At 54.9% G+C, this 26121-nt stretch carries 20 protein-coding genes and 1 pseudogene; 12 read left to right on the top strand and 9 right to left on the bottom strand.

Annotated features, from left to right (window positions below; translation table 11 throughout):
• Positions 1–16 precede the first annotated feature (16 nt).
• The 4 genes and pseudogenes from L1F30_RS12960 (at position 17) to L1F30_RS12945 (ending at position 5611) form a co-directional block, all read left to right on the top strand.
• Positions 17–3460, top strand: coding sequence for a TM0106 family RecB-like putative nuclease (locus L1F30_RS12960; protein ID WP_253356656.1), 3444 nt, complete (start codon positions 17–19; stop codon positions 3458–3460).
• A gap of 187 nt (positions 3461–3647) precedes the next feature.
• A pseudogene (locus L1F30_RS17605) lies at positions 3648–4541 on the top strand (aminotransferase class V-fold PLP-dependent enzyme).
• Between the two features lie 19 nt (positions 4542–4560).
• Positions 4561–4974 (top strand): cysteine desulfurase, encoded by a 414-nt coding sequence (locus tag L1F30_RS12950; protein ID WP_253356655.1) that lies wholly within the window; start codon positions 4561–4563, stop codon positions 4972–4974.
• A gap of 19 nt (positions 4975–4993) precedes the next feature.
• Positions 4994–5611, top strand: a complete 618-nt coding sequence (locus L1F30_RS12945) for a glutathione S-transferase family protein (RefSeq protein WP_253356654.1) — start codon at positions 4994–4996, stop codon at positions 5609–5611.
• Positions 5612–5626: 15 nt separating this feature from the next.
• On the opposite strand, the gene L1F30_RS12940 is transcribed toward L1F30_RS12945, so the two are convergent.
• The 3 genes from L1F30_RS12940 to ahpC all read right to left on the bottom strand — a co-directional run bounded on the left by L1F30_RS12940 (position 5627) and on the right by ahpC (position 8739).
• Positions 5627–6370, bottom strand: coding sequence for an ABC transporter substrate-binding protein (locus L1F30_RS12940; RefSeq protein WP_253356653.1), 744 nt, complete (start codon positions 6368–6370; stop codon positions 5627–5629).
• A 112-nt stretch (positions 6371–6482) separates the two neighbouring features.
• Entirely contained in the window at positions 6483–8093 is a 1611-nt protein-coding gene (gene ahpF / locus L1F30_RS12935; RefSeq protein WP_253356652.1) for an alkyl hydroperoxide reductase subunit F, read from the bottom strand.
• Between the two features lie 82 nt (positions 8094–8175).
• Positions 8176–8739, bottom strand: coding sequence for an alkyl hydroperoxide reductase subunit C (gene ahpC, locus L1F30_RS12930; RefSeq protein ID WP_253356651.1), 564 nt, complete (start codon positions 8737–8739; stop codon positions 8176–8178).
• A 163-nt stretch (positions 8740–8902) separates the two neighbouring features.
• On the opposite strand from ahpC, the gene L1F30_RS12925 reads away from it, so the two are divergent.
• From L1F30_RS12925 to L1F30_RS12905, 5 genes are all read left to right on the top strand, one after another.
• Positions 8903–9802, top strand: coding sequence for a hydrogen peroxide-inducible genes activator (locus L1F30_RS12925; protein ID WP_253356650.1), 900 nt, complete (start codon positions 8903–8905; stop codon positions 9800–9802).
• Between the two features lie 47 nt (positions 9803–9849).
• The gene (locus tag L1F30_RS12920; RefSeq protein ID WP_253356649.1) at positions 9850–10518 is read left to right on the top strand and encodes a glutathione S-transferase; all 669 of its coding nucleotides are present in this window, start codon (positions 9850–9852) and stop codon (positions 10516–10518) included.
• Between the two features lie 217 nt (positions 10519–10735).
• The gene (locus tag L1F30_RS12915) at positions 10736–13015 is read left to right on the top strand and encodes an NADP-dependent malic enzyme (protein WP_253356648.1); all 2280 of its coding nucleotides are present in this window, start codon (positions 10736–10738) and stop codon (positions 13013–13015) included.
• Between the two features lie 522 nt (positions 13016–13537).
• Positions 13538–14533: a triacylglycerol lipase gene (locus L1F30_RS12910; protein ID WP_253356647.1), complete on the top strand. Its 996-nt coding sequence runs from the start codon at positions 13538–13540 to the stop codon at positions 14531–14533.
• A 140-nt stretch (positions 14534–14673) separates the two neighbouring features.
• The gene (locus L1F30_RS12905) at positions 14674–15594 is read left to right on the top strand and encodes a lipase secretion chaperone (RefSeq protein ID WP_253356646.1); all 921 of its coding nucleotides are present in this window, start codon (positions 14674–14676) and stop codon (positions 15592–15594) included.
• Positions 15595–15646: 52 nt separating this feature from the next.
• Here L1F30_RS12905 and L1F30_RS12900 read toward each other — a convergent pair whose 3' ends face one another.
• Both L1F30_RS12900 and L1F30_RS12895 read right to left on the bottom strand, forming a co-directional pair.
• Complete coding sequence (locus tag L1F30_RS12900) at positions 15647–19039, bottom strand: response regulator (protein ID WP_253356645.1); 3393 nt, start codon at positions 19037–19039, stop codon at positions 15647–15649.
• Positions 19032–20153, bottom strand: a complete 1122-nt coding sequence (locus L1F30_RS12895) for an ABC transporter substrate-binding protein (protein WP_253356644.1) — start codon at positions 20151–20153, stop codon at positions 19032–19034. Before L1F30_RS12895 ends, L1F30_RS12900 begins: the two co-directional genes overlap by 8 nt.
• Positions 20154–20350: 197 nt before the next feature.
• Between L1F30_RS12895 and yfbR the strand changes: the two genes are divergently transcribed.
• On the top strand, positions 20351–20989 hold the full coding sequence (yfbR, locus tag L1F30_RS12890; protein ID WP_253356643.1) for a 5'-deoxynucleotidase: 639 nt from the start codon (positions 20351–20353) through the stop codon (positions 20987–20989).
• On the opposite strand, the gene L1F30_RS12885 is transcribed toward yfbR, so the two are convergent.
• Positions 20986–21507: a nuclear transport factor 2 family protein gene (locus L1F30_RS12885; protein ID WP_253356642.1), complete on the bottom strand. Its 522-nt coding sequence runs from the start codon at positions 21505–21507 to the stop codon at positions 20986–20988. The genes yfbR and L1F30_RS12885 overlap by 4 nt on opposite strands.
• Before the next feature lie 282 nt (positions 21508–21789).
• On the opposite strand from L1F30_RS12885, the gene L1F30_RS12880 reads away from it, so the two are divergent.
• Complete coding sequence (locus L1F30_RS12880) at positions 21790–22032, top strand: TIGR02647 family protein (RefSeq protein WP_253356641.1); 243 nt, start codon at positions 21790–21792, stop codon at positions 22030–22032.
• 122 nt (positions 22033–22154) lie between these two features.
• Positions 22155–22859, top strand: coding sequence for an alpha/beta fold hydrolase (locus tag L1F30_RS12875; RefSeq protein WP_253356640.1), 705 nt, complete (start codon positions 22155–22157; stop codon positions 22857–22859).
• A gap of 37 nt (positions 22860–22896) precedes the next feature.
• Here L1F30_RS12875 and L1F30_RS12870 read toward each other — a convergent pair whose 3' ends face one another.
• The 3 genes from L1F30_RS12870 to L1F30_RS12860 all read right to left on the bottom strand — a co-directional run bounded on the left by L1F30_RS12870 (position 22897) and on the right by L1F30_RS12860 (position 26114).
• On the bottom strand, positions 22897–24255 hold the full coding sequence (locus tag L1F30_RS12870) for a Do family serine endopeptidase (RefSeq protein ID WP_253356639.1): 1359 nt from the start codon (positions 24253–24255) through the stop codon (positions 22897–22899).
• Positions 24256–24491: 236 nt separating this feature from the next.
• On the bottom strand, positions 24492–24962 hold the full coding sequence (locus L1F30_RS12865) for an Hsp20 family protein (RefSeq protein ID WP_253356638.1): 471 nt from the start codon (positions 24960–24962) through the stop codon (positions 24492–24494).
• A 219-nt stretch (positions 24963–25181) separates the two neighbouring features.
• The gene (locus L1F30_RS12860; protein ID WP_253356637.1) at positions 25182–26114 is read right to left on the bottom strand and encodes a DUF4340 domain-containing protein; all 933 of its coding nucleotides are present in this window, start codon (positions 26112–26114) and stop codon (positions 25182–25184) included.
• Positions 26115–26121: the final 7 nt, after the last annotated feature.

Below are 26121 nucleotides of genomic sequence, written 5' to 3'. Positions count from 1 at the left end.
GCCAACAGGAGAGCGTATGCAGCAGCAACAGGGCCAATGGGTGTTTGCCCCGTCAGACCTCACCACCTATTTAGCCAGCCCCTTTGCCAGCTGGATGAACAGGCAGGCCTTGCAGTGCCCGGACGAGGCGCCCGAACGCGACGCCCCAGAGGCACTGATGGATGTGTTGCAACGCCGTGGTTTCGAGCACGAAACGCGCATACTGCGCGAGCTTACAAGCCAGGGCCTCTGTGCCGAAACGATAGATGGGCAGGATGCGTGCGCGCGCCTTGCTAATACCCGGGCGGCCATGGCGCGCGGTGTTGATGTGATTTTTCAGGGCTATTTGGCGCACGCGCCCTTTGCAGGCTACGCCGACTTTTTAATTAAGGTGCCCGGGCAAAGTAGCCTGGGCGATTATCACTACACCGTGTGGGATACCAAACTCACCGGTAACCCCAAGCCTGCACATTTGGTGCAACTGTGTTGCTACGCCGATATGCTGGCACAGTTGCAAGGTGTACGCCCGGCAGAGCTGACCGTGGTTACCGGTGATGGCGAACATCACCTATTTCGAACAGACGATTTCTTCTATTACTACCGCGCCATCAAACAGGCCTTTCTGGCCCAGCAGCTGCATTTTGAGCCGAACCAAATGCCAGATCCCGCGGAATCCGACAGCTGGGGCGAGTGGTCGCAGGCGGCGCAGGCGCAATTGATCGCGCGCGATCATCTGTTTCAGGTGGCCAACATTACCAAGGGCCAAATTAAAAAACTCAATGGCGCAGGTATTCACACCTTGCGCCAGTTGGCCGATTGCGAGCAGCCCTACATTGCGGGCATGGCACCGGCGATATTGGCGCGCCTGAAGGTGCAAGCCCGTGCCCAAATACACAGCCGTCAGCAACAAGCTGCGGGCAAGGCGCAGCCCTGGTATGAAATTCTGAAACCTGCGCCCGGCGAAAAAGCAGGCCTTGCGCTATTGCCGCCGGCATCCAGGCTGGATGTGTTTTTTGATATTGAAGGTTTTCCGCTGGTGCCCGGCGGGCTGGAGTACCTGTGGGGCGCAAGCTACTTTGACGAGCAGGGCCAGCGCCAGTTTCGCGATTTTTGGGCCCACAATGCCGAACAGGAAAAGCAGGCCTTTGTGGAATTTATTGCCTGGGTGTACGCGCGTTGGGAGCAAGACCCAAGCATGCACATCTACCACTATGCCAATTACGAAATCGCCGCCTGCCGAAAACTCATGGGCCGCTACGGCGTGTGTGAGCATCAGGTAGACCAGCTGCTGCGCAATGACGTGTTTGTGGATTTATACACGCTGGTGAAGGGGGCGCTGGTGCTGGGCGAGCCCCGTTACTCTATTAAAAATGTAGAGCACCTCTACCGGCCCGCGCGCGCAACCGATGTGGGTAATGGCGGCGATTCAGTGGTGGTGTATGAGCGCTGGCGCGCCTTGAATCAACAGGGCATTGAAGGCGATAGCTGGCAGAGCTCGCCCATATTAAACAGCATTCGCGCCTACAATATTGATGACAGCGATTCCACCCAAGAGCTGGTTGAATGGCTGCGCGAACAACAAAGCGCACACAATATTCCCTACCTTGGGCGCACGGAACCTGTGGCCGCCCCCGAGAGCGACACACTCACTGCCACCGCCGAATTGCGCGATGCATTGACTACGCGTGCAGAGCAGCTGCGCGAAAGTGAGCCTCTGGCCTGCCAGTTGTGTGAAACCTGGGCGGGCTTGTTGGAGTTTCACCGGCGTGAGGCCAAGCCGCTGTTTTGGCGTTTATTCGACAGGCTAGGGTTAAGTGAAGACGAGCTGGCCGATGATCTTGATTGCCTGGCAGGCTGCACACGCACGGAAAAAGCCCCCTTTAAACACAGCCCGCGCGCGCGCAACCTGACCTTTGAATACCGCTTTGAGCCTGCCCAGGCCTTTAAAGCCGCGCACACGGCATTTTACGTGTTGGGGGTGGAAGATGACGCGGGCAAACCCGTAAAGGCAAACCTTCAAAAATCCCACAGCCAATTGGATGCAGGCATTATTGCGTTGCAAAGCAATACTGAATTGCCCGCGCGCGTAACGCTTGTGCCTGATGAATTTATTAACCCTGAGCCCGTGCCCTCGGCCATTGCAGCCCAGGCACGCGCTTTTTTACAGGGCGAGCTGGGCGCCTGCGCCATTACCGATTTTCTTAACCGCAGTGCACCGCGCCTGAGCCACGAGCTGCCTGTGGGCGCGCCCTTGATTACGGCAACAACGCCCGAGGCGCGGCTGGCGCAAATTATCGAGCGGGTGCAACAGCTTGATGCCAGCTACCTCACCCTGCAAGGGCCGCCCGGTGCCGGAAAATCCTACACAGGTAGCCGCATTATTGGCGCGCTATTGGCACAAGGTGCGCGCGTGGGCATTGCCAGTAACAGCCATAAGGCCATCAATAATCTATTGCTTGGGGCTGCCAAATATTGCCGCGCGGCCGAAATTCGCGGCCAGTTTTTTTGCAGCAAGGCCACCGAGCCCGAATTTGAGGCGCTGGAAGTGGTTGAGCTTAAAAACAACGCGCTGGCGGCATCGCTTGTGGACGGTTGCGTAGTGGGCACCACTGCCTGGGGCTTTGCCCGTGAAGACATGGCCGGCCAACTGGATTATTTATTTATAGATGAGGCAGGCCAGGTATCGGTGGCGAACCTTGTGGGCATGAGCCGCAGCGCAAAAAATCTGGTGCTCATGGGCGATCAAATGCAGTTGGGCCAGCCATCACAGGGCAGCCACCCGGGGGAGTCTGGCTTGAGTGTGCTCGATTACCTGTTACACGACGCGCCCACCATCAGCCCGCACATGGGCGTGTTTTTGGGCACAACCTATCGTATGCATTCGCGTGTAAACGATTTTATTAGCCGGCACATTTATGCAGGCCAGCTGCAATCACACCCATCTAACGATGCACGCTACATTGCCGTGCCCGCGGGCTACCGGGGCTTGCTTGATAAGCCCGCGGGCATCACGTTTGTGCCGGTGCATCACATGGGCAATACCCAGGCGGCCTGCGAAGAAGTTGAGGCCATTGTTGCGCTTACCCACACCTTACTTGGGCGCACAATGTATACCGGTAAAAAAGAGGCCCCCACACGGAAAATTGATTGGCAAGACATCCTCTTTGTTGCGCCCTACAACATGCAGGTGCGTTTATTACAACAGGCATTGGGCGAGCAGGCGCGCGTTGGCAGTGTGGATAAATTTCAAGGCCAGGAAGCGCCGGTGGTAATGTTAAGTATGTGCGCCAGCGATGCCAATGAGTCGCCCCGTGGCGCAGAATTTTTGTTCGACAGGCACCGCATCAACGTGGCGGTTTCGCGCGCCCAGTGCCTGGCGGTAGTGGTGGGCAACCCGGCGCTTGCCAATACCCGTGCTAACCAGGTGCAACAACTGCCTGCCATCAATTTGGTTAACGCGCTGATGGATTACGGCAGCTGAATTTTCGAAAGCTGCAGCCAGCGCCAAGGGTGGTGCGAAAAATTAAGGCTTAACAAAAATTCTTTATATAGCGAAACAATAGATTAGTGGCGGCATGCTGCGCTTTATACTGGTGCGCTTCGAGTGTACGCGGGCAACCTTGTGTGTGGGGCTGCGCGTTCTAGCTCATCATGACAAGGAGTGAGTTATGCTAAGACGTTCATTTTTGGCCGCATTGGGTTTGGGCAGTTTAGGGGCCGGTGCCCAATCGTTATTGGCCCCATTAGCCTTGGCCGGTGCGCCAGCCGCTGCAACTGTACAGCCGAAGGCAGTGGCTATTGGCAAGGGCGACTGGCACACACTGCGCGAGCTCTTCCCCCTTACCCGCGATCACGTGCAACTGGCCACGTTTTTATTAGCCTCACACCCCTTGCCCGTTAGCAATGCCATAGAGCGCCACCGTCGCGCCTTTGATGAAAACCCCGCAGATTATTGGCACGCACACTTTCAAACCATAGACCGTGATATCGCCCGGTCTGCTGCCGATTACATGGGCGGCAAGGGCGAGCAGATCGCACTCACAGACAGCACCACCATGGGGCTTGCGATGATTTACAGTGGCCTGGCACTTGCCCCGGGCGATGAAATCTTGCAAACCACCCACGATCATTATTCCACCGATATGTCGATTCACTACCGCGCCCAACGCACCGGCGCCAAGGTGCGGCAAATTGCGCTTTATGATGAGCCTGCTGACGTAAGTGTGGATTAAATACTGAAAAATTTAACCCGTGGTATTTCAGCCCGCACCAAAGTGGTTGCGGTAACCTGGGTGCATTCATCTACAGGTGTGAAATTGCCCATTCGCGCTATGGCCGATGAAATTCAAAAAGTTAACGCCAAGCGCAAAGCCCGCAACCAGATTCTATTTTGTGTAGATGGTGTGCATGGTTTTGGTATTGAAGACCAGGATGTAAGCCTGTTGGGCTGCGATTTTTTTGTGGCCGGCACCCACAAATGGATTTTCGGGCCAAGGGGCACGGGGGTGATTTGGGGCAACGAGCGCGTGGGCGCAAAACCAGCCGGTTATTCCGAGTTTTAGCGCCTCTTATGAGGTGTGGATGGGCCTGCTAAGCCAGGATAAAGTACCCGTGGGTGAGCATATGTCACCGGGCGGCTTTCACTCGTTCGAGCACCGCTGGGCATTGCCAGAGGCATTTAAATTGCATCTGGCCTTGGGCAAACCCCAGGTGCAGGCGCGCATTCACGCGCTTAATTCGCTCACCAAAGAGGGCTTGGCGGGTATGCGCCATGTAAAACTGCACACACCCATAGCGCCAGAGCTTTCCTCTGGCCTTGTGTGTTTTGATGTGGCTGGTATGGAGCCCGATGCCGTGGTTGGTAAATTGCATAAGCAGGGTATTATCATGAGCTCAACGCCCTACCGGGTGAGCCATGCACGCTTTGCCCCTTCGCTGTTAAATAGCGAACAGGATATCGCGCAAGCACTTAAGGCCATTGCCGCCTTGGCATAATTTTTAAACGGGAGTGAGTATGACAAGTATTAAAGTCACCTATTTTGACGTAAACGGTGGGCGGGCAGAGCCCTTGCGCCTGGCGCTACATTGGGCGGGCACCCAGTTTGAAGATCACCGCTTTTCATTTGCAGAATTTGCCGATGTACGGGCGCACACGCCGTTTGGGCAGGTGCCGGTGGTTAACCTCGATGGCGAGGTGATTACGCAATCCAATGCGCTGCTGCGCTATTTTGGCAAGCAGGCCGGGCTCTACCCCAAAGATGACTACCAAGCGCTTTTGTGTGATGAAGTGATGGATGCCATTGAAGATGTTACCCACAAGGTGGTGGCCACCTTTGGGCTGCAAGGTGATGCGTTAAAAGCTGCCCGCCAGGCGCTGGTGGCAGGCCCCTTTAGTACCTATTTAACCTGGCTGAATTCCCGCTTGGTGAAGCAAGGCGGTGATTACTTTGCCGCAGGCTCCCCCACCATTGCAGATTTAAAAGTGTTTGTATTTGCCCAGTGGCTGATGTCTGGCCAGTTGGATCACGTGCCATCGGACTTGCTGGCAGAGGTAGCGCCCAGAGTGGCTGAGCACGCCAAGCAGATGATGCAGCTGCCAAAAATTGCCAGTTATTATCAAGCGCGCGGCTAGTTGCCAAGCGCGCGGCTAGTTGCTCCGGTTGGAGATGTTTACGGGTTGATAATTTAATACGCGCTCTAGCGCTTGTTGGAAGCGTTGCACGGTACCGTCGCTTACGTCACGGCTAAAGGCAAAATATAAATCCGCCTGGTGCAGCGTGCCTATCACTTCGTACTCGTTAGGGTTTGCTCCGGCTTGATTCAAATGCGCAAAAATGCCGTGCAGGCCACCGGCCCAGATGTCGATGCGATCGCTCATCATCATACGCGCCAATAGCAGGGGGTTCACAGTATAGGTGATGGCCATGTTTTCTAAATCCAGATTGCGCAGGTGAATTTCTGCCGCATCTTCGCGCTGTGCGCCCACCACATACTGATTCAGCGCGCCTAAATCCTTAAGTGTGATATGGCGCCGTTTTTTTGCCACCAGCACCAGCTCGCTTTTATTGAAGGGCCCCGCCCACTTAAACAGATGCTCGCGCTCTGGCGTGCGGTAAATGGCAAATATTACGCGTTTAGGGCCGCGCAGGGCTTCGCGGTAAGCCCGCGCCCAGGGCTTCACCTGAACTTGCGTGCGAGTTACAGGCGCGCCTGCGGCGGCGGTGGTTTGCTCCAGTAGATCCACGGCGATGCCCTTGAATACACCTTGATCGTAGTAGTTAATGGGCGGGGCATCTTCAGAGAGGTACACAAGCTCATCGAGCGGCTGCGCGAGCGCCAAATGACTAAGGCAGAGTGCGGCCAGCAACAAGAGTGACGTGAATATGCGCATGGCGGTTGTCCATAAATCCCTATGTGGCACAGGTTAGCCTAGCCGACCTATGCCGATGTTGCATGGCGGGCATGGTTACCGCGGCCTTGAGCTGCCGCGGCACGCGTGGTTGCTAGGAGGCGAGTTTTTCCGGTGCGCGTGGGCTTGTTTGCGCAAAGGCGGCATCTAGGTTGTCGCTTTCTTTTAACAGGTACTCAAACGCCGAGAGGCTCGCTTTGGCGCCTTCGCCCATGGCAATCACAATTTGCTTGTAGGGCACGGTGGTGACATCGCCGCAGGCAAAAACGCCGGTAGCCGAGGTTTGGCAGCGCTCGTTGATCTGCACTTCGCCTGCGGCTGTACGTGCAACCCCATCGCCCAGAAAGCCACTGTTGGGCACCAGGCCTATTTGTACGAACACGCCATCAAGTGCCAGTTCATAGGCCTGGTTGGTAGCGCGATCAAGATAGCGCAGGCCCGCCACTTTGCCGTTTTGGGCGGTGATTTCCTGTGCGGCTGCATTCCGGTGTATGCGGATGTTGGCTTTTGCGGTGGCTTTATCTACCAGCACCTTGTCTGCTTTAAGTTCGGCCATGAACTCAAACACCGTGACCGATTTTGCAATGGCCGATAAATCCAGCGCCGCTTCAATACCTGAGTTGCCGCCGCCAATAACCGCCACGTCTTTGTTTTTGAAAAAGGGGCCATCGCAGTGTGGGCAGTAGGCCACGCCTTTGCCCACGTACTCCCGCTCGCCCGGAATACCCAGCTCGCGCCACCTGGCACCGGTGGCAACAATGAGGGTTTTGGTGTGAATGATTTCATCGGATGAAAGCGTGACCTGCTTGATGTCGCCATATTTTATCTCGGTAACCTTCAAGTGCTCTTTGAGGGTGATGTCGTAATCTTGCAGGTGCGCAAGCAATGCGTTCGAAAGTTCAGGCCCAGTGGTTTTGGGTGTGCCAATAAGGTTTTCAATGTCTATTGTGTCTTTTACCTGGCCGCCAATGCGATCGGCAATCAGGCTCACTTTTAAACCTTTGCGCGCACTGTAGATTGCAGCGGCAACCCCGGCGGGCCCGCCGCCAATAACCGTAACGTCTTGCAATGGCAGCGGCTGATCATTACTGGCAGCGGCCAGCTCCGGGTAGCGCGCCAAAAGTTTTTCAATCAACTCGGCGGCATTTACCTTGCCTGTGGCGAAGGGTTCACCGTTTAGGTAAACCGAAGGCACGCCCTGGATGTCTCGCTGCTTAATTAACGCGGGAAATAGCGCACCGTCAATCATTTCACTGGTGATGTTCGGATTTAGCAGGGCAAATTGGTTGAGCGCTTGCACAACGTCGGGGCAATTGTGGCAACTTAAGCTGATAAACGCTTCAAAGTGCAGTGGCTCCTGCGCGCGTGCAATCAGCGTTTGCAGGCTGGTATCAAGCTTAATGGTGCTGCCACCTGCTTGCAGAACGGCTAACACCAATGAGTTAAATTCATGGCCGGCGGGAATGCCAGAGAAGCGAATGCCTGTATTCTGGTGGTTGGCTTCGATGCTGAAGCTCACCGCACTTTGAAGCGCGTGATCGCGTTCGGTGATTGAAAGCTTATCGCTTACGGCTGCGAAATCGGTTAAAAAACTTAATAGCTCCGCACGCTTCGGGTGATCACCGGTTTGCACCACAAAGGTAACATTGTGTGACAGCGTTTCAGTGTATTGCTTGAGGGTTGTGAGTAATTCCCGAGTTAACACAAGGCGACTCCTTTGGTGATTAACAGAGCCGGCTTGCCGGCTCTTGGTTTTAGGTGAGAAGTAAAAACGTGGGTGACAGCGTTTAGATTTTGCCAACCAGATCCAGTGAAGGGGCCAGTGTTGCTTCGCCTTCTTTCCAGGCAGCCGGGCACACCTGGCCTGGGTTGTTGGCAACAAACTGGGCGGCTTTTACCTTGCGCAGTAAATCTTCGGCATCGCGGCCAATGCCCTCGGCGGTGATTTCCATCGCTTGAATAATGCCGTTTGGATCTACCACGAAGGTGGCGCGATCTGCCAGGCCCTGATCTTCACGCATCACATCAAAGTTGCGGGTAATTTGGCCGGTTGGGTCGCCAATCATGGTGTATTGAATTTTACCGATGGTGTCTGAGGCATCGTGCCAGGCCTTGTGGGTGAAGTGGGTATCGGTGGATACCGAGTAGATTTCTACGCCGCGCTGCTGGAACTCTTGGTAGTGATCGGCCAGGTCGCCAAGCTCTGTGGGGCATACGAAGGTGAAATCTGCAGGGTAGAAAAAGAATACAGACCACTGGCCTTTTAAGGCCTCATCGGTAATTTCAATGAACTCGCCATTTTTAAATGCTTGGGCTTTAAAGGGTTTGATGGGGGTGTTAATTAGGGCCATGGGCGCCTCCTGATTAAGTGAATGAACGGGTTTCCGTTGGAACGAGGCTCACTATAGGGGCAGGCTATTGATTAGTATAATTTAATAAATTGTACTTAATGATCTATAAAATAGATCATAGGTTGTGGCAAAACCGGTATATGAAACCCTGTGAGGAGCACCCATGGTCACCCTGAAGCAGCTAAGTTACGCACTGGCGGTAGAGCAACACCTGCATTTCAAGCGCGCAGCAGAGGCTTGCCATGTGAGCCAGTCGGCGCTGAGCACGGCGCTGAATGAACTGGAAAAGCAGCTGGGTATTCATTTATTTGAACGCGACAACAAGCGCGTGCTGGTGACACCCCAGGGCCGGGAAGTGTTGGCCCGTGCCCGGCGCATTACCCAGGAAGTACAAGAGCTCGAGCGCCTAGCCGATGCCCACAAGGCGCCCTTAAGCTACCCCATGAGCGTGGGTTTTATTCCCACTGTGGGGCCTTATTTGCTGCCGCGCATCTTGCCGTTGTTGCAGGCCGAGCACCCGGATTTTTCGTTGGCGGTGGTGGAGGAGCAGTCGCAGCAACTGCTTGAGCAGGTGCGCACAGGTGCAATAGATACCGCAGTGCTGGCGCTGCCCTATGCCCTTGATGGCTTGCTGGCGTTTGAGTTTTGGGCGGAAGACTTTTATTGGGTGGCCCACAAAAGCCAGGTGAACAAACGCCAGCGAGACATTGCCAGCCACGAGTTGGATCAGGCCAAGCTGATGTTGTTAAAAGAAGGCCACTGCTTGAAAGATCACATTTTGGAAGCCTGTAAATTAAGCGAGCAAACGGCCAACCATGGCTTTGGTGCCACAAGTTTAAACACCCTTATTCAAATGGTGGTGGGGCGCCTTGGCAGCACGCTGGTGCCGGCCATGGCACTGGAGCCGCTCATTAAACACAACGACCAGCTTTCAGCGCTACACCTGAATGAACCCGGCCCGCACCGGCGCATTGCCTTTGTGGTGCGCCCGAACTATTCGCGCCTGGCCAGCGTTGAAGCCCTGGCCGCCCTGTGCCGCCGTGCGCTGGCAGCCCATGCATAGGCCGTGGGAAAGCTGTTAAAATTGTGCCCTTTTTTAAAGGCCAGACCATGAGCGCGCCCGTACTTTATTCCTTTCGCCGTTGCCCCTATGCCATGCGCGCACGTTTGGCGCTGTTGGTGGCCGGGTGTCAGGTTGAGTTACGCGAAGTGGTGTTGCGCGATAAACCGGCCGAATTGCGCGCGGTGTCACCCAAGGCCACGGTGCCGGTGCTGGTGCTGCCAGCGGGCGAGGTAATAGATGAAAGCCGCGATATTATGGCCTGGGCATTCACACAGGGGCCGGGCAGCAGCTATGGCGCGGTAAATCCTGCGCTTGTTAACGCCTGGCTCGACGACAACGACCAGCAATTTAAATATTGGTTAGATCGCTACAAGTACGCAGATCGCTACCCCGAGGGTTCACAGCGTGAATACCGCACCCAGGGTGAAGCATTTTTGGTACGCCTTGAGCAGCAGCTTGCAGCCACGCAGGGCGATTATTTATTGGGTGTAGCGCCCAGCTGGCTGGACATTGGCATCATGCCCTTTGTGCGCCAGTTCGCGCACGTGGATAAGGCCTGGTTTAACCAAAGCCCCTACCCATTAGTGATTGCCTGGCTTGAGCGCTGGCTGGCATCTGAGACATTTCTTGCGTGCATGAAAAAATACCCCCAGTGGGCGCAAGGCCACGCTCGGGTTTATTTCCCACCCGCCCAAGGCGAGCCATTGGCCTGCTGATTAACCTATCGCAAGGCCTTGGCGGTTGCTGTGCCTGCAGCCATGCGACAGCGAAGTTCATAATTGAGACGCGCGCCCACTGGCCCCTTAGCCTGTGGCCAATTGGCCTCATGGGCGGGGTTCGTTTGGGGGTGTGTGAAGTGCTATCCTTTGCGCCATCAGCGGCGCGCATTTCGCGCGGCCCCGGGCTTTGCCCATCGAATATTCAGAGGTTTTCATGTCGGACGATCGCCAACCCCCCAGCCGCCACCCGGCGCTGGATTACCACGAATTCCCCAAGCCCGGAAAGTTAGAAATTCGCGCCACCAAGCCATTGGCTAATGGCCGCGATTTGGCGCGCGCCTATTCACCTGGCGTGGCCGAGGCCTGTATGGAAATTGTGGCAGACCCGGCAGCGGCAGCCAAATACACGGCCCGCGGCAATTTGGTGGCGGTGGTAAGCAATGGCTCGGCGGCACTCGGGCTTGGCAACATCGGCCCGCTGGCCTCTAAACCCATTATGGAAGGCAAGGCGGTACTGTTTAAAAAATTCGCCAATATCGATTGCTTTGATATTGAGGTAAATGAATCAGACCCGGAAAAACTTGCCGATATCGTTACCGCCCTTGAGCCCACCTTTGGCGCCATTAATTTGGAAGACATTAAAGCGCCCGATTGCTTTGTGGTGGAAAAGTTGTGCCGCGAGCGCATGAATATTCCGGTATTTCACGACGACCAGCACGGCACCGCCATTGTGGTGGGTGCGGCAGTTACCAACGCCCTGTATGTGGCCGAAAAATCCTTCGCCGATATTAAAGTGGTATCAACCGGTGGCGGCGCAGCGGGCATTGCCTGTTTGAACATGTTGGTAAAACTGGGTGTAAAGCGCGAAAACATCTGGCTCTGTGATATTGAAGGGCTAGTGTACGAAGGGCGCACCAGCCAAATGACCGAGCAAAAAGCGGCCTTTGCACAAGCGAGTAGCCTGCGCACTCTGGGCGATGTCATTGAGGGTGCCGATTTGTTTTTGGGTTTATCTGGCCCCGGTGTATTAACACCCGATATGGTAAAGAAAATGGCGCCGCGGCCCATTATTTTTGCGCTTGCCAACCCAACGCCTGAAATAATGCCCGATGAGGCGCGCGCGGTTTCGCCCGATGCCATTATCGCCACCGGCCGCTCGGATTTCCCGAATCAGGTGAATAACGTCTTGTGTTTCCCGTTTATTTTTCGCGGCGCGCTGGATGTGGGTGCCACCGAAATTAACGATGCCATGGAGATCGGCTGCGTAGAGGGTATTGCGGCACTGGCACGGGCCTCAACAAGTGCCGAAGCAGCCGCTGCCTACAAAGGGGAAAATTTAAAGTTCGGGCCCGAGTATTTAATTCCCAAACCCTTTGATCCAAGGCTTTTGGCAACGGTGGCCTGTGCCGTGGCCAAGGCCGCCATGGAAACGGGAGTGGCCGCGCGCCCCATTGAAGACCTGAACGCTTACAAAGACACATTAAACCGCTCTGTATTTAAATCGGCATTTATCATGCGCCCGGTTTTTGATGTGGCCAGAAGTGCCGTAAGGCGCATTATTTTTGCCGAAGGTGAAGACGAGCGGGTGCTGCGTGCAGCCCAAGCCGTTACCGAGGAAATGAACCACAAACCCATTTTGATTGGCAGGCCTGAAGTGGTTGAAAGCCGCCTTGAGCGCTTTGGCATGCACATTAAGCCCGGCCGTGATTTCGAGCTGATTAACCCAGAGCACGATGCGCGCTACGCAGATTACTGGGCGAGTTATCACACCTTAATGCAGCGCAAAGGGGTAACGCCAGATCTTGCCAAGGTCATCATGCGCACTAACGCCACCGCCATTGCCGCGGTTGCGGTACAGCGCGGCGATGCTGACAGTATGATTTGCGGCACCTTTGGCCAGTACCTTTGGCACTTGAATTACGTGCAACAGATATTGGGCTCAAATAATCTACGCCCGGTGGGTGCGCTTTCGTTAATGCTGCAGGAAAAGGGGCCGCTGTTTATTGCCGATACCCACGTCTTCCCGGAGCCATCGCCTGCACAAATTGCAGATATCGTTATTGCTGCGGCCCGCCATGTGCGGCGCTTTGGCCTTACACCACGCATAGCGCTCTGCTCGCAATCGCAGTTTGGCAATATGGATTCGCGCTCGGGCAATACCATGCGTGAGGCCATTGCACTGCTCGATGCCCAGGCGCTGGATTTTGCCTACGAAGGGGAGATGACACTCGATGTAGCTCTGGACCCTGAGCTGCGCAATCGTATTTTCCCCAATGCGCGCTTCAGTGAGCCGGCCAATGTGTTGGTGTTTGCCAATGCCGATGCCGCAAGTGCTGCGCGCAATATTTTAAAAGTCTGTGCAGATGGCCTGGAAGTTGGGCCGATTTTGATGGGCATGGGCAATAAAGCCCACATTGTTTCACCCACCATCACCGCGCGCGGCTTGCTCAATATCGCAGCCCTGGCGGGCACGCCGGTGCAAAACTACAGCTAGTTGTTGCCAAAGCATGCCGCGGCCTTGCGGCATGCTTCCCCCTCTCCCCCTTTCGCGTGTTTGAGCTGGTTTCCAATAATCTAGCTATTTACATTGCAATAAACCGTGCGTATTTGCCGGGGGTTTTTCTTGCGGCTGTATTTGCACCCAGGCTGCTGCGTGGCACTTTCGTACCGAAATCTGTTACTGGCCTTTCGGTAGGTGTGCGGGCGGTTAGGTGACTTTTCGGTCACGGTTTCCTTCGGTAACAGTGACCCGTGCGTCACGAAAAGTTGGCGAATTTATTTGTGCAGGCAGGGTGCGCTGGCTAGATTGTTAGCACTTTCTCGCGGCCACCGTGGATGGTTTGTGGAGATGTATAAGCCAATAGCGCCACTATTCAGCGGCTAGCCTTTGGCCACAATGGGGTAAACCACGGCGTTTTTTGAGGTAAATGGTCAGGCAGAGTGAGTGAACGCGCGGCAGGTGTGTTGTTAGGCGTCGCGCGCGTGAAAAATAATAAAATTATCACGAGAGCTCCCCATGAAACCTATCAAGTATGTGTTGATTTTCGTCAGTTTGTTCACCTCTTTTATTGTTTTTGGTTTGCCAGCCCACAGTGCAGATAACTCCGGGCGCACGCAGCACCCCATTGTATTAGTGCATGGCCTTTCGGGCTTCGACAGCATTCTGGCAGATTACTTTTTCGGCGTTAAAGGTGCACTGCGCGATGTGGGTGCCACCCAGGTGTACACACCACAGGTGACGGCCTTTGCCAGCAACGAGGCGCGCGGTGAAGAGCTGCTTGCCTATGTTGAGGATTTGCTGGCCATAACCGGTGCATCCAAAGTAAATTTAATTGGCCATTCCCAAGGTGGCGCCACGGCGCGCTATGTGGCTTCCGTACGCCCGGAACTCGTGGCTTCGGTCACATCGGTGGGCTCGCCGCATTTTGGCTCGCCGGTGGCAGATTTATTGCAAAACTCACCCCTTGAAGGCCCGGCGCTGGCCATTGGCAACGCCGTGGGTGCGCTCTTGGCTGCACTTTCCGGTGATGCCTCGCAACAACAAAATGCCATGGGTGCGCTCGCCTCGCTCAATACCGCAGGGGCCAAGGCGTTTAATGCGCTGCATCCGCAAGGCTTACGCACGGGCAGCTGTAAAACCACGCCCACTTATAATGCTGGCAGCTGGTGGTGGCCTAACTATGTGAAAGACTATTCAGTAAACGATGGTCCGCGCAAAGTGAACGGTGTGCGTTACTACTCCTGGAGCGGTACCTATACGCCCGCCTTCGACTCCAACCTGCTGGACCCGGCCGATGCGCTGTTAGGCGTTACCTGGCTTGCTATTGGTGAGGCAAACGATGGCCTTGTTGGGCGTTGTTCGTCGCACATGGGGCAGGTAATCCGCGATGACTACACCTTGAATCACACAGACGAAGTGAACGGCATGTTTGGCTTGCGGGGGTTGTGGAGTACTAACCCCCTGCAGTTGTATGTTGCCCATGCTCGCAGGTTGAAAGCGGCAGGTTTGTGATGCACATGTTGCCTTTAAGGTCGCTTGCCTTTGCTGTTGCAGGGGGCCTGCTGCTTCTAGCTGTGTACCTGGTTGGATTCAAACGAGTGCCTGCTGTTGTAAGTGCAGTGCAGCCCCAGGTTGCGATTACGGCTAAGCCTGTGGCGATTATCAAAGGCGCGCCTCTAGAGGCGGCGGCACTTGATTCTGTGTTAAGCGCTACCCAAGAAGATCTGGGGCGCGCGGCGTTTTTGGCCCGAGTGCCGGCTTCGCTCAAAGATGTGCCGCCGCCTGCGGCACCGGCGGTAAATGCCGCAGGTGAGTTAATTGTTGATAGCCGCTTGCGGCTGCTCTTTGAGCACTATTTATCGGCTTTGGGTGAGGAGCCGTTGGCTCAAGTGTTGGTTCGCATTCGTCATCAGCTTGGGCTTTCACTGCAAGGTGAAGCGCTTGCCCAAGCAAACGCGCTGTTAGAGGCGTTTATTCAATATCGCAACCAGCAAGATATTATTCGCAGCGATTATATCGAGCTCAATGCAGGCTTTAGCCTCGAGCAGGCCCGCGCCATGCAAGCGGCCATGCGTATGGCCCGTGGCCAGTTGTTTTCAGTAGCAGATACAAGCGCGCTCTTTGCCGCGCAAGACACCCTTGAAGATTATGCGCTGGCACGGGTTGCAATTCTCCAGGATGCCTCGTTAAACGAAAGCCAGCGCCAAGCGCGGTTGGCAGAGGCCGCACAAGTTGCAGGTGTTGATCGGGCATCTACAAGTGATCGATTGCTGGCGCGCCAGTTGGCTGCTGATGCACAACTTCAGGCTGATGCACATCAGCCCGCCCAGTTGCAGGCAAGAAGGCAGGCGGCTTTTGGCACCGATGCAGCTCAGCGGTTGGCGGCCCGTGACCAGGCCCGGGCCGAGTGGCAAGCGCGCCTTGCGCGTTACCGCGTTGAGTTGGAAAGCCTGTTGGCACAGCCCCCGGTGGCGAGCGCCTTGGTGCAGTCGTTGCGGGCGTATCATTTCTCAGACGCAGAGCAGCTACGTGTGGCAGGGCTGGATTGGCAAGATTACGGTGAGCGCTGGTAGCAGTCAGTGATTACCGGTTTGTGTGTATTTGCGCAAATTTCAGCGTTAGCGGCTAGCTTTCGGGCGCTGCCTCTGCAGCGCTTAGTGCTTGCTCAACCAATGCCCGCAAGTGCTCCAGGTTTGTATCAATAAGTTCATGGCCTTTGGCCAATTGCTCAAGCTCCAGGCAATAATCGGCGAGCGCTGTTGCACCTACGTTTGCAGCCACGCCTTTCAAACTGTGTAAGTGAAGCTGTGTATTCTCATGATCACGGCGTGTGTAACAGGTTTCTATTTCGGCGGCCAGCCTAGGCGCTTCCTGAACAAACAACTGCAAAATTCGGTGTGCGCGTTCGGGGGTTTTGGTGCGCCTCAGCAAGGCATTATAGTCGAGCGGCGGGGCACTCAATTCTTCCTTGGGGGTGTTTTGGATTGCCGCCTGGGTTTCATCTTTGGTTATGACTTTTTTTGGGGGTTGGGCTGCGGCCTGTGGCGGTGCCAAGTGCGCAGTTTGCATGGGGTTGGGGGCGCTGTTTTTTGTCAGCCAGCGCTTTAGGCAATTGACCAGATCTTCCATTTCCAGCGGCTTGGTAATGTAGTCATCCATACCGGCGGCAAGTGCGAGTTTGCGATCGCTCTCCATGGCGTTGGCCGATAATCCCACTATGGGTATATTCGCGTAACTGGCACCTGCATCACCCATGCGAATACGGCGTGTGGCTTCATAGCCGTCCATTTCCGGCATTTGGCAATCCATCAGTATTAATTGATAGGGGGCGCTATCGGTGCTTAGCAATAGCTTGTTTAACAGCTCACGCCCATGGATTGCCACGTCTACCTCTAGCACTAAATCCAACAGCATGCCCAGCGCCACCTCCTGATTTATGGCGTTGTCTTCGGCCATAATAATGCGCGCGTTTTGTGCCCATGCTGTGTCGTTTGGTGTGAGCGCTTGCTGGTGACGCATGCTAAAACTTTGCAAATAACTGTGGGTAACAATGGCTTTATTGGGGGTTGTTTCATCATCGGTGCTGATTATGGCCAGCGCATTCAGTAGATCATCGGTGTTTACAGGCTTTGGAAAATAGGCCCTGAATCCGGCGGCGGCAAATTCATTGTGCTCACCCAAGTGCCCTTGGGATGTCATCATCACGAGTTTGATGGCGCTGTAGCGCGGGTCTGCTTGCATGCGTTTCCCCAGCTCCATGCCGTCCATGCCGGGCATGTTCATGTCGAGCAGCGCAATATGAAAGATCGGTTGTTCGTCAGTGCGCCTGCGCCCGGCTTTGTATTCCAAAAGGTTCAGCGCACTTTGCCCGTCTTGGGCCTCTTCAACACTGGCGCCCCAAATTTCCAGCTGGCCACGTAGCACGTAGCGATTGGTGCTGTTGTCGTCCACGATCAAAATATGCAGGGTGCTCATATCCACATCTGGGATACTGTGTTGTTCGCTAAGGCCAGCCGCCATTGGCACTTGCACGGTAAATGTGCTGCCTTTGCCCACCTCACTTGCCGCTGTAATAGTGCCCTCCATGGAGGAGACAATTTTCTTCACGATGGCAAGCCCCAAGCCCGAGCCGCCGTACTTGCGGGTGGTGGAACTGTCTACCTGGGTAAAGGCGTCGAACAGGTGGGTGAGTTTATCTTCGGGAATGCCAATGCCTGTGTCGCTAATGGTGAGTGTTACCCAAACGGTTTGGCTATCCGCCTCTGCACGGGTGTGGAGTTTGATAATGACATCGCCGCCCTCGGTAAACTTAATGGCATTGCCCACCAGGTTGTTGATTACCTGCGTGAAACGGGCCGGGTCGCCCTTTACGCTGCTGGTGTTTACTTCGGTTAAATCAAGAATGAGTTCGCAGTCTCGCTCTTCTGCACGTATGGCCAGCTGGTTGGCGATGTCGGCGGTGAGCCGTGCCAAATTAAAATCGATGGCTTCGAGTTCAATTTTCCCGGCTTCTGCTTTGGAGTAGTCCAGAATATCGTTAATTACATTCAGCAAGCTGTTGGCGCTTGAGAGCGCCATATTGGCCATGCGTGTTTGTGCGTTATCAAGCCCGCGATTGATCATGAGTTTTAGCATGCCCAGCACGCCATTCATGGGCGTGCGGATTTCATGGCTCATGACGGCTAAAAATTCACTCTTGGCTTTGGCGGCGTTCTCGGCGGCAATACGGGCGCTGATTAAGTTTTGTTCATATTTGTGGCGTGCATCCAGCATGGCATTGACGCTGTTGGCAAGCATTTTTAATTCGTTGTTGGCGTGTACATTTACTTGCTGGTTGCTGCCTTCCTGGGCGGCTTGTTGTACAGACAAGGAAAGATCTGCAATGGGCTTGGTCAGCCGGCCAGATACATAGAAAATGATCGCTGTGGCTACAAAAATGGCGGCAAGGGTGATGCTGGCGATAATCCACGCAAGCCAGGTAGCGGGCAGCAGGGCCAGGTTTTTATCAATTTCACTGACCAGTAACCAGCGCTGGTTCATCACAGTAATTTCGTGTTGGGTACCGAATACCGGCCGGCCCGAGGGGCCTGTGTATTCGTTAACCCCTTGCTGCAAATTTTCACCGGGCAGGTTTATCCACGCGTTTACCAAGTCGGTGTCAACGGTGTGCGCTCCCGGGGATTCACGCAGCGCTAGGGTGTTGTTTCTAAGCTTGCCGTCTGTGCCTACCAAATAGTGCACTATGTTGTAGTCGTGCGTGGTTTTAAGTACACCCTTTATACGTTTGAGTTCAATTTCAATGGCTACGGCCCCAATGCGATCGCCCAAGGTATTGGTTACGGGCGCGGCAATCAGCGCGGTATCGCCATCGTTGTTGCTGGCCAAGTCGGAAAAGCTGGTAGTGCCTGATTGAATGCTGGCGCGAATGGCATTGGCAAAGTGCTTGTGCGGGTAGTTGCCGGTAAACAGGTTGCGGCCGATATACTGGCTGTTAAAGGTGGCAAATAGCAGGTGGCCACTGTTATCAACCAGGTAGATATCTTTGATGTAGTCGTAGCTGTTGATCAGGTGGATATGGGATTGCCTGTAGTCCGAGGCGATGAGTTCCCATTGGTAGTTGGCCGAGAGATTGCCATTTTTTAATTCCAGCGGCGTGAATCGGGAATTGATGCGCTCAATAATTTCCGCATTTTTCGGATCTTTTGCCTTGCGCTGTAAATCCATATAACGGTAGTCAAACCAATTGTTAATAAAGCCTTTGATGTAGTTGGATTCTTTTGTAAGCGCGGCCTCCATTTGGCCTTTCAGTAGATTACTGGTTTGTACGTATGTTGCTGTGGCAACGAGTATGAGCGGAATAAGGGTGACGGGAATTAGCCAGCGCAACAGTTCATTGCGAATGCTGCCGCATTTTGCTGTGTCTGGATTATTTGCTGTGGCGTTTTCTGCATCAGTGCTTTCCAGTGGTATACCCGCTTCCGGGCGGGGGCTTTTGGGTGTGTGCGTTTCGCTATTCATCACCCGCCTCAAGATCTTCCGAAAATTCGTGCAAGTTAACGGGGTTTGCAAGCAGGCCTGCGCGCAGGGCAATGCCCATGATGGTGTTGAGCCCTTCAATGTCCACATCCAGGCTTTCGTAATTAATCACACGAAGGCTTGGGTTCAAGCTTGCCCGGATGGCAGTTTCCGTATGCGAGGGAATGTGTTTTCGGATCAGGCGGATAATTTCATCAAGCGCCGGGCCACCGGCGGTTCTCGCCGTTTCTATATCGCTTGCGGCGCGGCGAATATAGCGGTTGACCTCGCGAATTGCCGTGCGTTTGTTTGTAAGAGCTGCATCTGTGGCAATCACCAGGCACTCAACATGCCCCAAGGGGTGCACAATTATATCTTTGGAGTACCAGGCAATACGCCCGTAGTTTTGTGTTTCAACAATGTCTGCAAAAGGCAGCGATTGCTCAAAGGCGGCCGGCAGGCGACGGTTGCTTTTATCGCGAATAAACGCCGGTGATTGCGATGGCGCAATAGCCAGTGCCCGCGCGGGCAGGCTAGTGCCTGTGGCGAGGCTCATGGCCACACCGTGGCTTTGCAGGTATTGATACAGCACCACAGTGTGGGTGGATAAAATGTGCGGAACGGCAATTTCAACGGGGCGCCCGGTAGCGCGGTGATACTCGGCAATGGCGTGAGCCAATTGCGCGTCGGGCTTGCGCGCCTGCCGGTGCGGGGGCAGTTGAATGTCTGCTTCGAGTACTGCGTTAATAGCCAACGCATTGCCATCGCGGTGCATCAAGCCAAGCCAGCGGAAGTTGCCGTCTTTGGCGTAGGTGTCGAGCGCCAAGGGGCTCATCATAAAACTCATGTCGGCAAGGCCGCTGCGAAAGTGCGCGCGCAGTAGATCCCAATTGCGCATTTGTTGGATGTTGAAGTCTGCGTGCTCCATGGCATCGCGGTAGCGCTCGTAGGCAACGATAGCGGGGTAGTGATCAGCCAAGGGGATGTAGGTGGCCAACACCTGCGTTTTGCCGAAACCCGTGCTGCTGAATAAGGCTGCAACCGCCGCAAACAGCAGGCATTTGCATTTGTGATGGCGTAAGTTGTGATGGCGTGAGTTGCGGTGGCAGTTCAACATGGTGTGAGCGAGTGATCCCTTGGTTGCAGCACGTGAGGCGAGCGGGTGAACGGCCCAGTGAATAGGGGGCTGTAGCTGGGGCACACCCTTTAAATTTAGCACCTAATGGCTAAAGGGCAACCGGCGCCTGGGCCTTGAAGCATCCAGCTGATAAGCCTACAATGGCATTTTTACTGGGGATATATACAGTGTTTAAGGTGAGCCATTTCTTTGCTTACATCAGCAAAATCCGCTGGATAATTCGCTGGGGCCTGAAGCGCAATGCCATTGCCGAGAATGTGATGGAGCACAGTTGGGAGGTGTCTACCATTGCCCATGCACTGGCGGTTATTCGCAATCGCGTGTACGGCGGTAATGTAGATGCTCACGCAGTGGTGACTGCCGCGCTCTACCACGATTGCAGCGAAGTCATTACCGGTGATATGCCATCACCCATCAAATACCATTCACCGGCTATTCAGCATGCCTACAAGGCCATTGAGCATGAGGCAGAGCAAGAGCTGGTAGGGCTATTGCCGGAGGCGCTCAGAGAAGATTTCGCCCGGGTGATGCTGGAGCACCGGTTGCCGGCAGAGCACCGCCAGCTTATAAAAGCCGCAGATACGCTTTCTGCCTATTTAAAGTGCCAGGCGGAGCTTGCCACAGGCAACCGCGAGTTCAGCAAGGCGGCAGAAGACATTGCCGAGCGGCTGGTGGCCTACGCTTTGCCAGAGGTTGATTATTTTCTGCAGGTGTTTGCCCCCAGCTACCAGTTAACTCTGGATGAGTTGTTAAATGACGAGGGCAAAGGCTGCAAGCTGTCTGATGTTGAGCAGGCGCTTATGGCCGAGGCCTAGCGCCCCGTACTTGAAGCTGTTTTGGTGGCCTGCCAGGCGACCACGGCCCATTCGCCGTTGCGTTTGATAAAGGTGCCGGTGTTTAGATACTGCTGGCCGTAAGCGCCGGCAGCCCGGTTTGCGGTTGCCTCTTGGTGCTTGGCATCTTGGCCCTGTGTCGGGGCCTGTTCTTGGGCCTGGTGTTGGATCTGCTGTTCAATAAGAGGCTCGCTCATTAAGCGAAACGCCACCACTGCAGCATTGCCATAGAGTTTGATTTCTACATCTTCAGCCCAGTAGCGCACCGTGGCCGGCGCACTTGAGGCCTGCATACCCTCAATGATTGTTGCTTTGCCAAAGCGCTCGCCACCCGATGACGTATAAATGAGATCATCAGCCCAAAAGCGTTGATGTTGCGCTACGTCGGTTGCAGCACCGGCTAAAAAGGCATCCAGAGAGGCCCTGAGCAGGTCGCGCTCGTCTGCCTGGCTTTGGGTAATGAAGCACAGTGTTGCGGCTAGTGCGAGTAAGAACTTCATGGGCGCCTCTGTCTCTTTTTACTGGGTAGTTGTAAGTTTGCACACTTTGCGCCCGGTTGTTTTTCCCGGCTGTGGCTCTGCCAGGTGTGGGCCATCGCGGTGTTGCCAGTGTGCAGCCTTTGGGCAGGTTACATGAAAGGCCGGCGCGGGCGAAGCATCGGGTTTTTTATTGGCTGGCAATGGCCGGGTGGCAAAAGCCCGCAGGCCTTCAGCGTTTCATTGGCATATGGGGTGACGGGCTGCTAATGTCGAAATTCAACAACAATAAAACAGAGGTAAGCCATGGCGTTGTCACCCGAGTTACAAGAAGAAGTAAACCTGCTGTTGCAGTTTGATTTAAGCACAACCCTGGCGGGCTTAAAGGTGCACAGCAAGGCCGATGCGAGTGCGGTTGAAGCTGCTGCCAGGCTTTACCGTAAGGGGTTGGTGGATCACGTGGATGGCGGTTATCTAACGGCCCTGGGGCGTGAAGTGGCAGAACATCTGCAAGCCGCCCGGCGCATATTGCAAGCCAACCCCCAGTAGTTTGGGGTGGCTCGCGCGCAGCCATTATTCACCCAAGGTTCACCGAAGGCCCTTACCAAGCACTGGCTGGCGTACACCGGGCGCTTGTGTAAGTATGCGCCAGTTGAATTTGCAGGCTGAATATGAAACCCGCGCACCTTTATTTTGTTCCCGGCACCCAATGTGATGAACAGCTTTGGCACGGGCTTTGGCCTTTGCTTGCGCCACATGAATGCACCCATCTCAGCATCCCTCTGGCCAATTCAATTGATGAGATGGTTGCAGGCCTGTTGGCGCAATTGCCTGAGGCGCCGGTTGCGCTCATTGGGTTTTCCCTTGGCGGCTATTTAAGTGCGCGCCTGGCAACCCAATACCCTGCGAGGGTGAGCCGGTTATTGGTGTGTGCAAACAGTGCCTGCGCACTGCCCGCAGCAGAAGTTCGCGGGCGCGAGCAGCTGGTGCAGGCCATTAAAAGGTTGGGCTACCGTGGCCTGAATAACCAAAAAATTGCGCAGATGGTAGGGCCTTCAAATATTGGCCGGCCCGAAATCAGTGCCTGTATGAAAGCTATGGATGCACGCCTTGGGGCCGGGCATCTACTCAACCAGTTGGCGGCTACCAGCAAGCGAGAGGATTTATTGGGCGCGCTGGCTGGGTTTACCCAGCCTTTGGCGCTTTGTTTTGGTGAGCAGGATGCGCTTGTATCCAAGGCGTGGGTAGCGCGCCTGGTTGAGGCCCGGCCTGCCACAAAGGTGTACAGCGTAGAAAATTGTGGCCATATGTTGCCGCTGGAGCAGCCACAAGCGTTGGCCAATGTGGTGCAGGCTTGGCTAGGCGCGCACCGCTGAGCTGTAGCAGCGCACGCCTTGCAAGGTGTTGGCCGGCCTAGCGCAACTGAACGTGGTAGCTACGCCCATTGCGCACAATTTGTAGCAGTAAGGTGGGCCCACCGGCGGCGGCACGTGTGCTTAGCTCCCGCAGGTTTTTCACCCTGTATTTGTTGACCGCCACTATTACGTCGCCGGGCCTCAGGCCGTTAAAAGCCGCAGGCGCGTTGCGAACCATGCCGGTGACCCAAACGCCCTGGTTATCGGGTGCATTTTCAAGTTCCAGCCCTGCCAGCAGCGGGTGTATTTCTGCGGTGTCGGTATGCGCCAGGCGGAAGGTTTCTATGCGTGCTGTAAGCCGGTGTTCACGGCCTTCGCGCAGCAAGGTGAGTTGCACTTGATCATCAATCGCTTTCACTGCCAGTAAACTCAGCAATTGGGCTTTTGAGTGAACGGGTTCGGCATCTACCGCGACGATTATGTCGCCGGCCCGCAGGCCCGCAGCCTCCGCTGTGGAGTTGGGGTAAACCTCTACCACCAGCGCGCCGTGTTGGCCGGGGGGAAGGTTAAATGCGCTGCGTAAATCCGAGCTGATGTCTTGCGCACTTAACCCCAAATGCCCCCGGCGTACGGCGCCATGGGTTAAAATTTGTTCCATGCTGGCCAGTGCCATGGCGGTAGGAATGGCAAAGCCGATGCCGACGTTGCCACCGGCGGGCGCGATGATGGCAGTGTTAATGCCCACCAGCTCGCCGGCCAGATTCACCAATGCCCCCCCGGAGTTGCCGGGGTTAATAGAGGCATCGGTTTGAATAAAGTTCTCAAAGCCGTCCATCCCCAAACCGCTGCGCCCCAGTGCGCTTACAATGCCCGTGGTCACCGTTTGGCCAAGGCCAAAAGGGTTGCCGATAGCCACTACAAAATCGCCCACTTCCAGCCGGTGGCGTGAGCGTGTGGGTACCGCGGTGAGTTGGCGGGCCTCAATTTGCAGAACCGCGACATCCAGCTCCGGGTCTGTGCCGCGCACTTTTGCCGCGAAGCTTCGGCCATCCACCAGTGAAACCTGTACCTGATCTGCGTCTTTAATAACGTGATAATTAGTAAGAATAATGCCGTCTTCGGCGTTCACTATCACACCGGAGCCTGCGCTTTGTTGGCGCTTTTTCGGTTGTTGGTAGCCACGGGGTACATTAAAAAAATGGCGAAAGAAGGGATCGTTCAGCAAAGGGTTGTAGCTGTATTGCTGCGTGGAATAGGTTGCGATATTCACCACCGCCGGGTTGACGGCTTTCAGCATGGGGGCCAACGAGGGGAAGGGCTTGCCGTCTGCACCTTCTGCGGGCAGGGCCGCGCCACTTAAGGTGGCAATTAACCAAAGGCCTGCGCCCACGAGGGTGCGCTGAAGCACCAAATTCATAGTGTGTCCTTAAGTATTTATCTGTGCATTGGCGGGCGAAGGCCGCCCATGTTTTAACCGGGGCTATCTTGCTTGCGGTTGAGTGATAAGGTCAAGGCGTTGTCGTGCCAATGGGTTTCCAGGGTGGCAATATCAGCGTCATTGGGTAGTTCAATGCAATGTTGGCTGCGAGCTCCTGCACGGGTGACGCGACTTTCATAAAAAGGCCGGTACCTTAGTGGCACCGGCCGAGAACGTCAGGCAGCTTGCTCGCGCTTGCTGTCAGATTTGTGTTCCAGCACATTGCTGCGCTGGTTAATGGTAATGGTGCGTGGCTTCATCGCCTCGGGGATTTCTTTCACAAGGCTTATGGTCAGCAGACCATTGCTCATTTCTGCACCCAATACCTTCACATAGTCTGCCAAGTTGAACTTGCGTTCAAAGGCGCGATTGGCAATGCCTTGGTGCAGGTACTTGCGGTCTTCCTCTTTGTGCTTTTTGCCGCGCACGGTAAGTACACCTTTCTCTACGGTGATATCGAGTTCGCTTTCTTCAAAACCGGCTACAGCCAGGGTGATGCCGTAGCGATTTTCTTCCAGCTCCTCAATATTGTAGGGAGGGTATCCGGAAGTGACAGTATCGGCACTTAGCGCACTATCGAGCAGTTGCGCCAAACGGTCAAAGCCAATGCTGTTTCTGTAGAGGGGGGTAAGATCTATTGCATTCATAATATATCCTCACTTTAAGCGATACATGTGAAAAACAATGGTTGCCGCGGGCAATCTTGTAAAGCTTCGCCCTTGGCAGGTAACTATTTAGTAGCGCGCTGGCCAATTTCAAGGATGCCGGTTATTTTTTTTGGTAAAAACCGCAGGGGTTTATATTTTATTTTGAAATAAAAAAGCCCCGCTTTGCGGGGCCAGGTAAACGCGTGATGCGTTTAGGGGTTAGGAGCCTGATTGGCCTGCATGGGCGTCTGCTTCATGGTTGGCTATAAGGTCTGTTAGCGCTGTTTGATTGAGCCGTTTGAAGTCAAACTCACTGACATTAAATACCGCAGGTATGTCATCGCGGGCAATGTAGTGGTTGCCCTTAAGTTCTGCCAAGCGGTAGCGCAAAGGTTCAGTTCGGCCTTGGATTTTAACCTCCAGTTTTGTGCTTTCCAGAGACTCGAGTGAAACCCCCTCTGCCACCGATTGCACCTGCAGGTTTTCCAGTGCGCGGGCAAGCTCGCTCGCTTTACCGGAATCTACGGGTTTGTCTTCTGCGTTGGCGAGCCTCCACTGATCGTCTTTTTTGGCCAGGGTAAAATCCGGGCCTGAAATTTCAATGGGGGCCTCTGTGGCCAAAAGCTTGCGATCCAGCCAATGCTCGGCCTGGGCGCTGAAATCGTAGCGATTGAGTTTGGCTACGAATACTGCGTCTTCACCGGCGCGTCGCAAGTGCACCTGGCGCAGCCCCGGTGAGCTGCCGAGCAGTAGCTCGGCCACTTTTGTATCACCGGCAAAGGCTTCAAGCCTGTGTTGTGCATTCTCATCACTCACCTCAAAGCGCGCGTGGCTGTTGCGCTGGGTGGCAATGGGGTGCAGGGTTTTTTGCTGCTTAAGCGCTTGCAGTAAATCCTCCACTTCGGATTGTTTGGCCGGCAGCTTGTGGTGCCCGGCAACTAGCCATTGATCGCCCTGCTTTACGAGGGTGGTGTGTTGGTCGCCCTCGGTGAATGTGAGTTTATTGATTGGCTGTTGTATGTCTGCCAACAGCGGTGTGGCAGGCACCTGCGTGCCCTGCTGATTGGCCCAGAAAATGCCAGTTGCCAACAGCAGCTGCGCTGCCAGCAAACCGCTTAGCCAATGGGGCAGCCGTTTGAAAGATGTGGTCATTGGAGCC

Origin of the sequence: Simiduia sp. 21SJ11W-1 (genome assembly GCF_024138675.1) — a bacterium.
Taxonomy (GTDB): domain Bacteria; phylum Pseudomonadota; class Gammaproteobacteria; order Pseudomonadales; family Cellvibrionaceae; genus Simiduia.
Note: the sequence above shows the minus strand (reverse complement) of the source record. Positions and strands in the feature narration are given on the sequence as shown.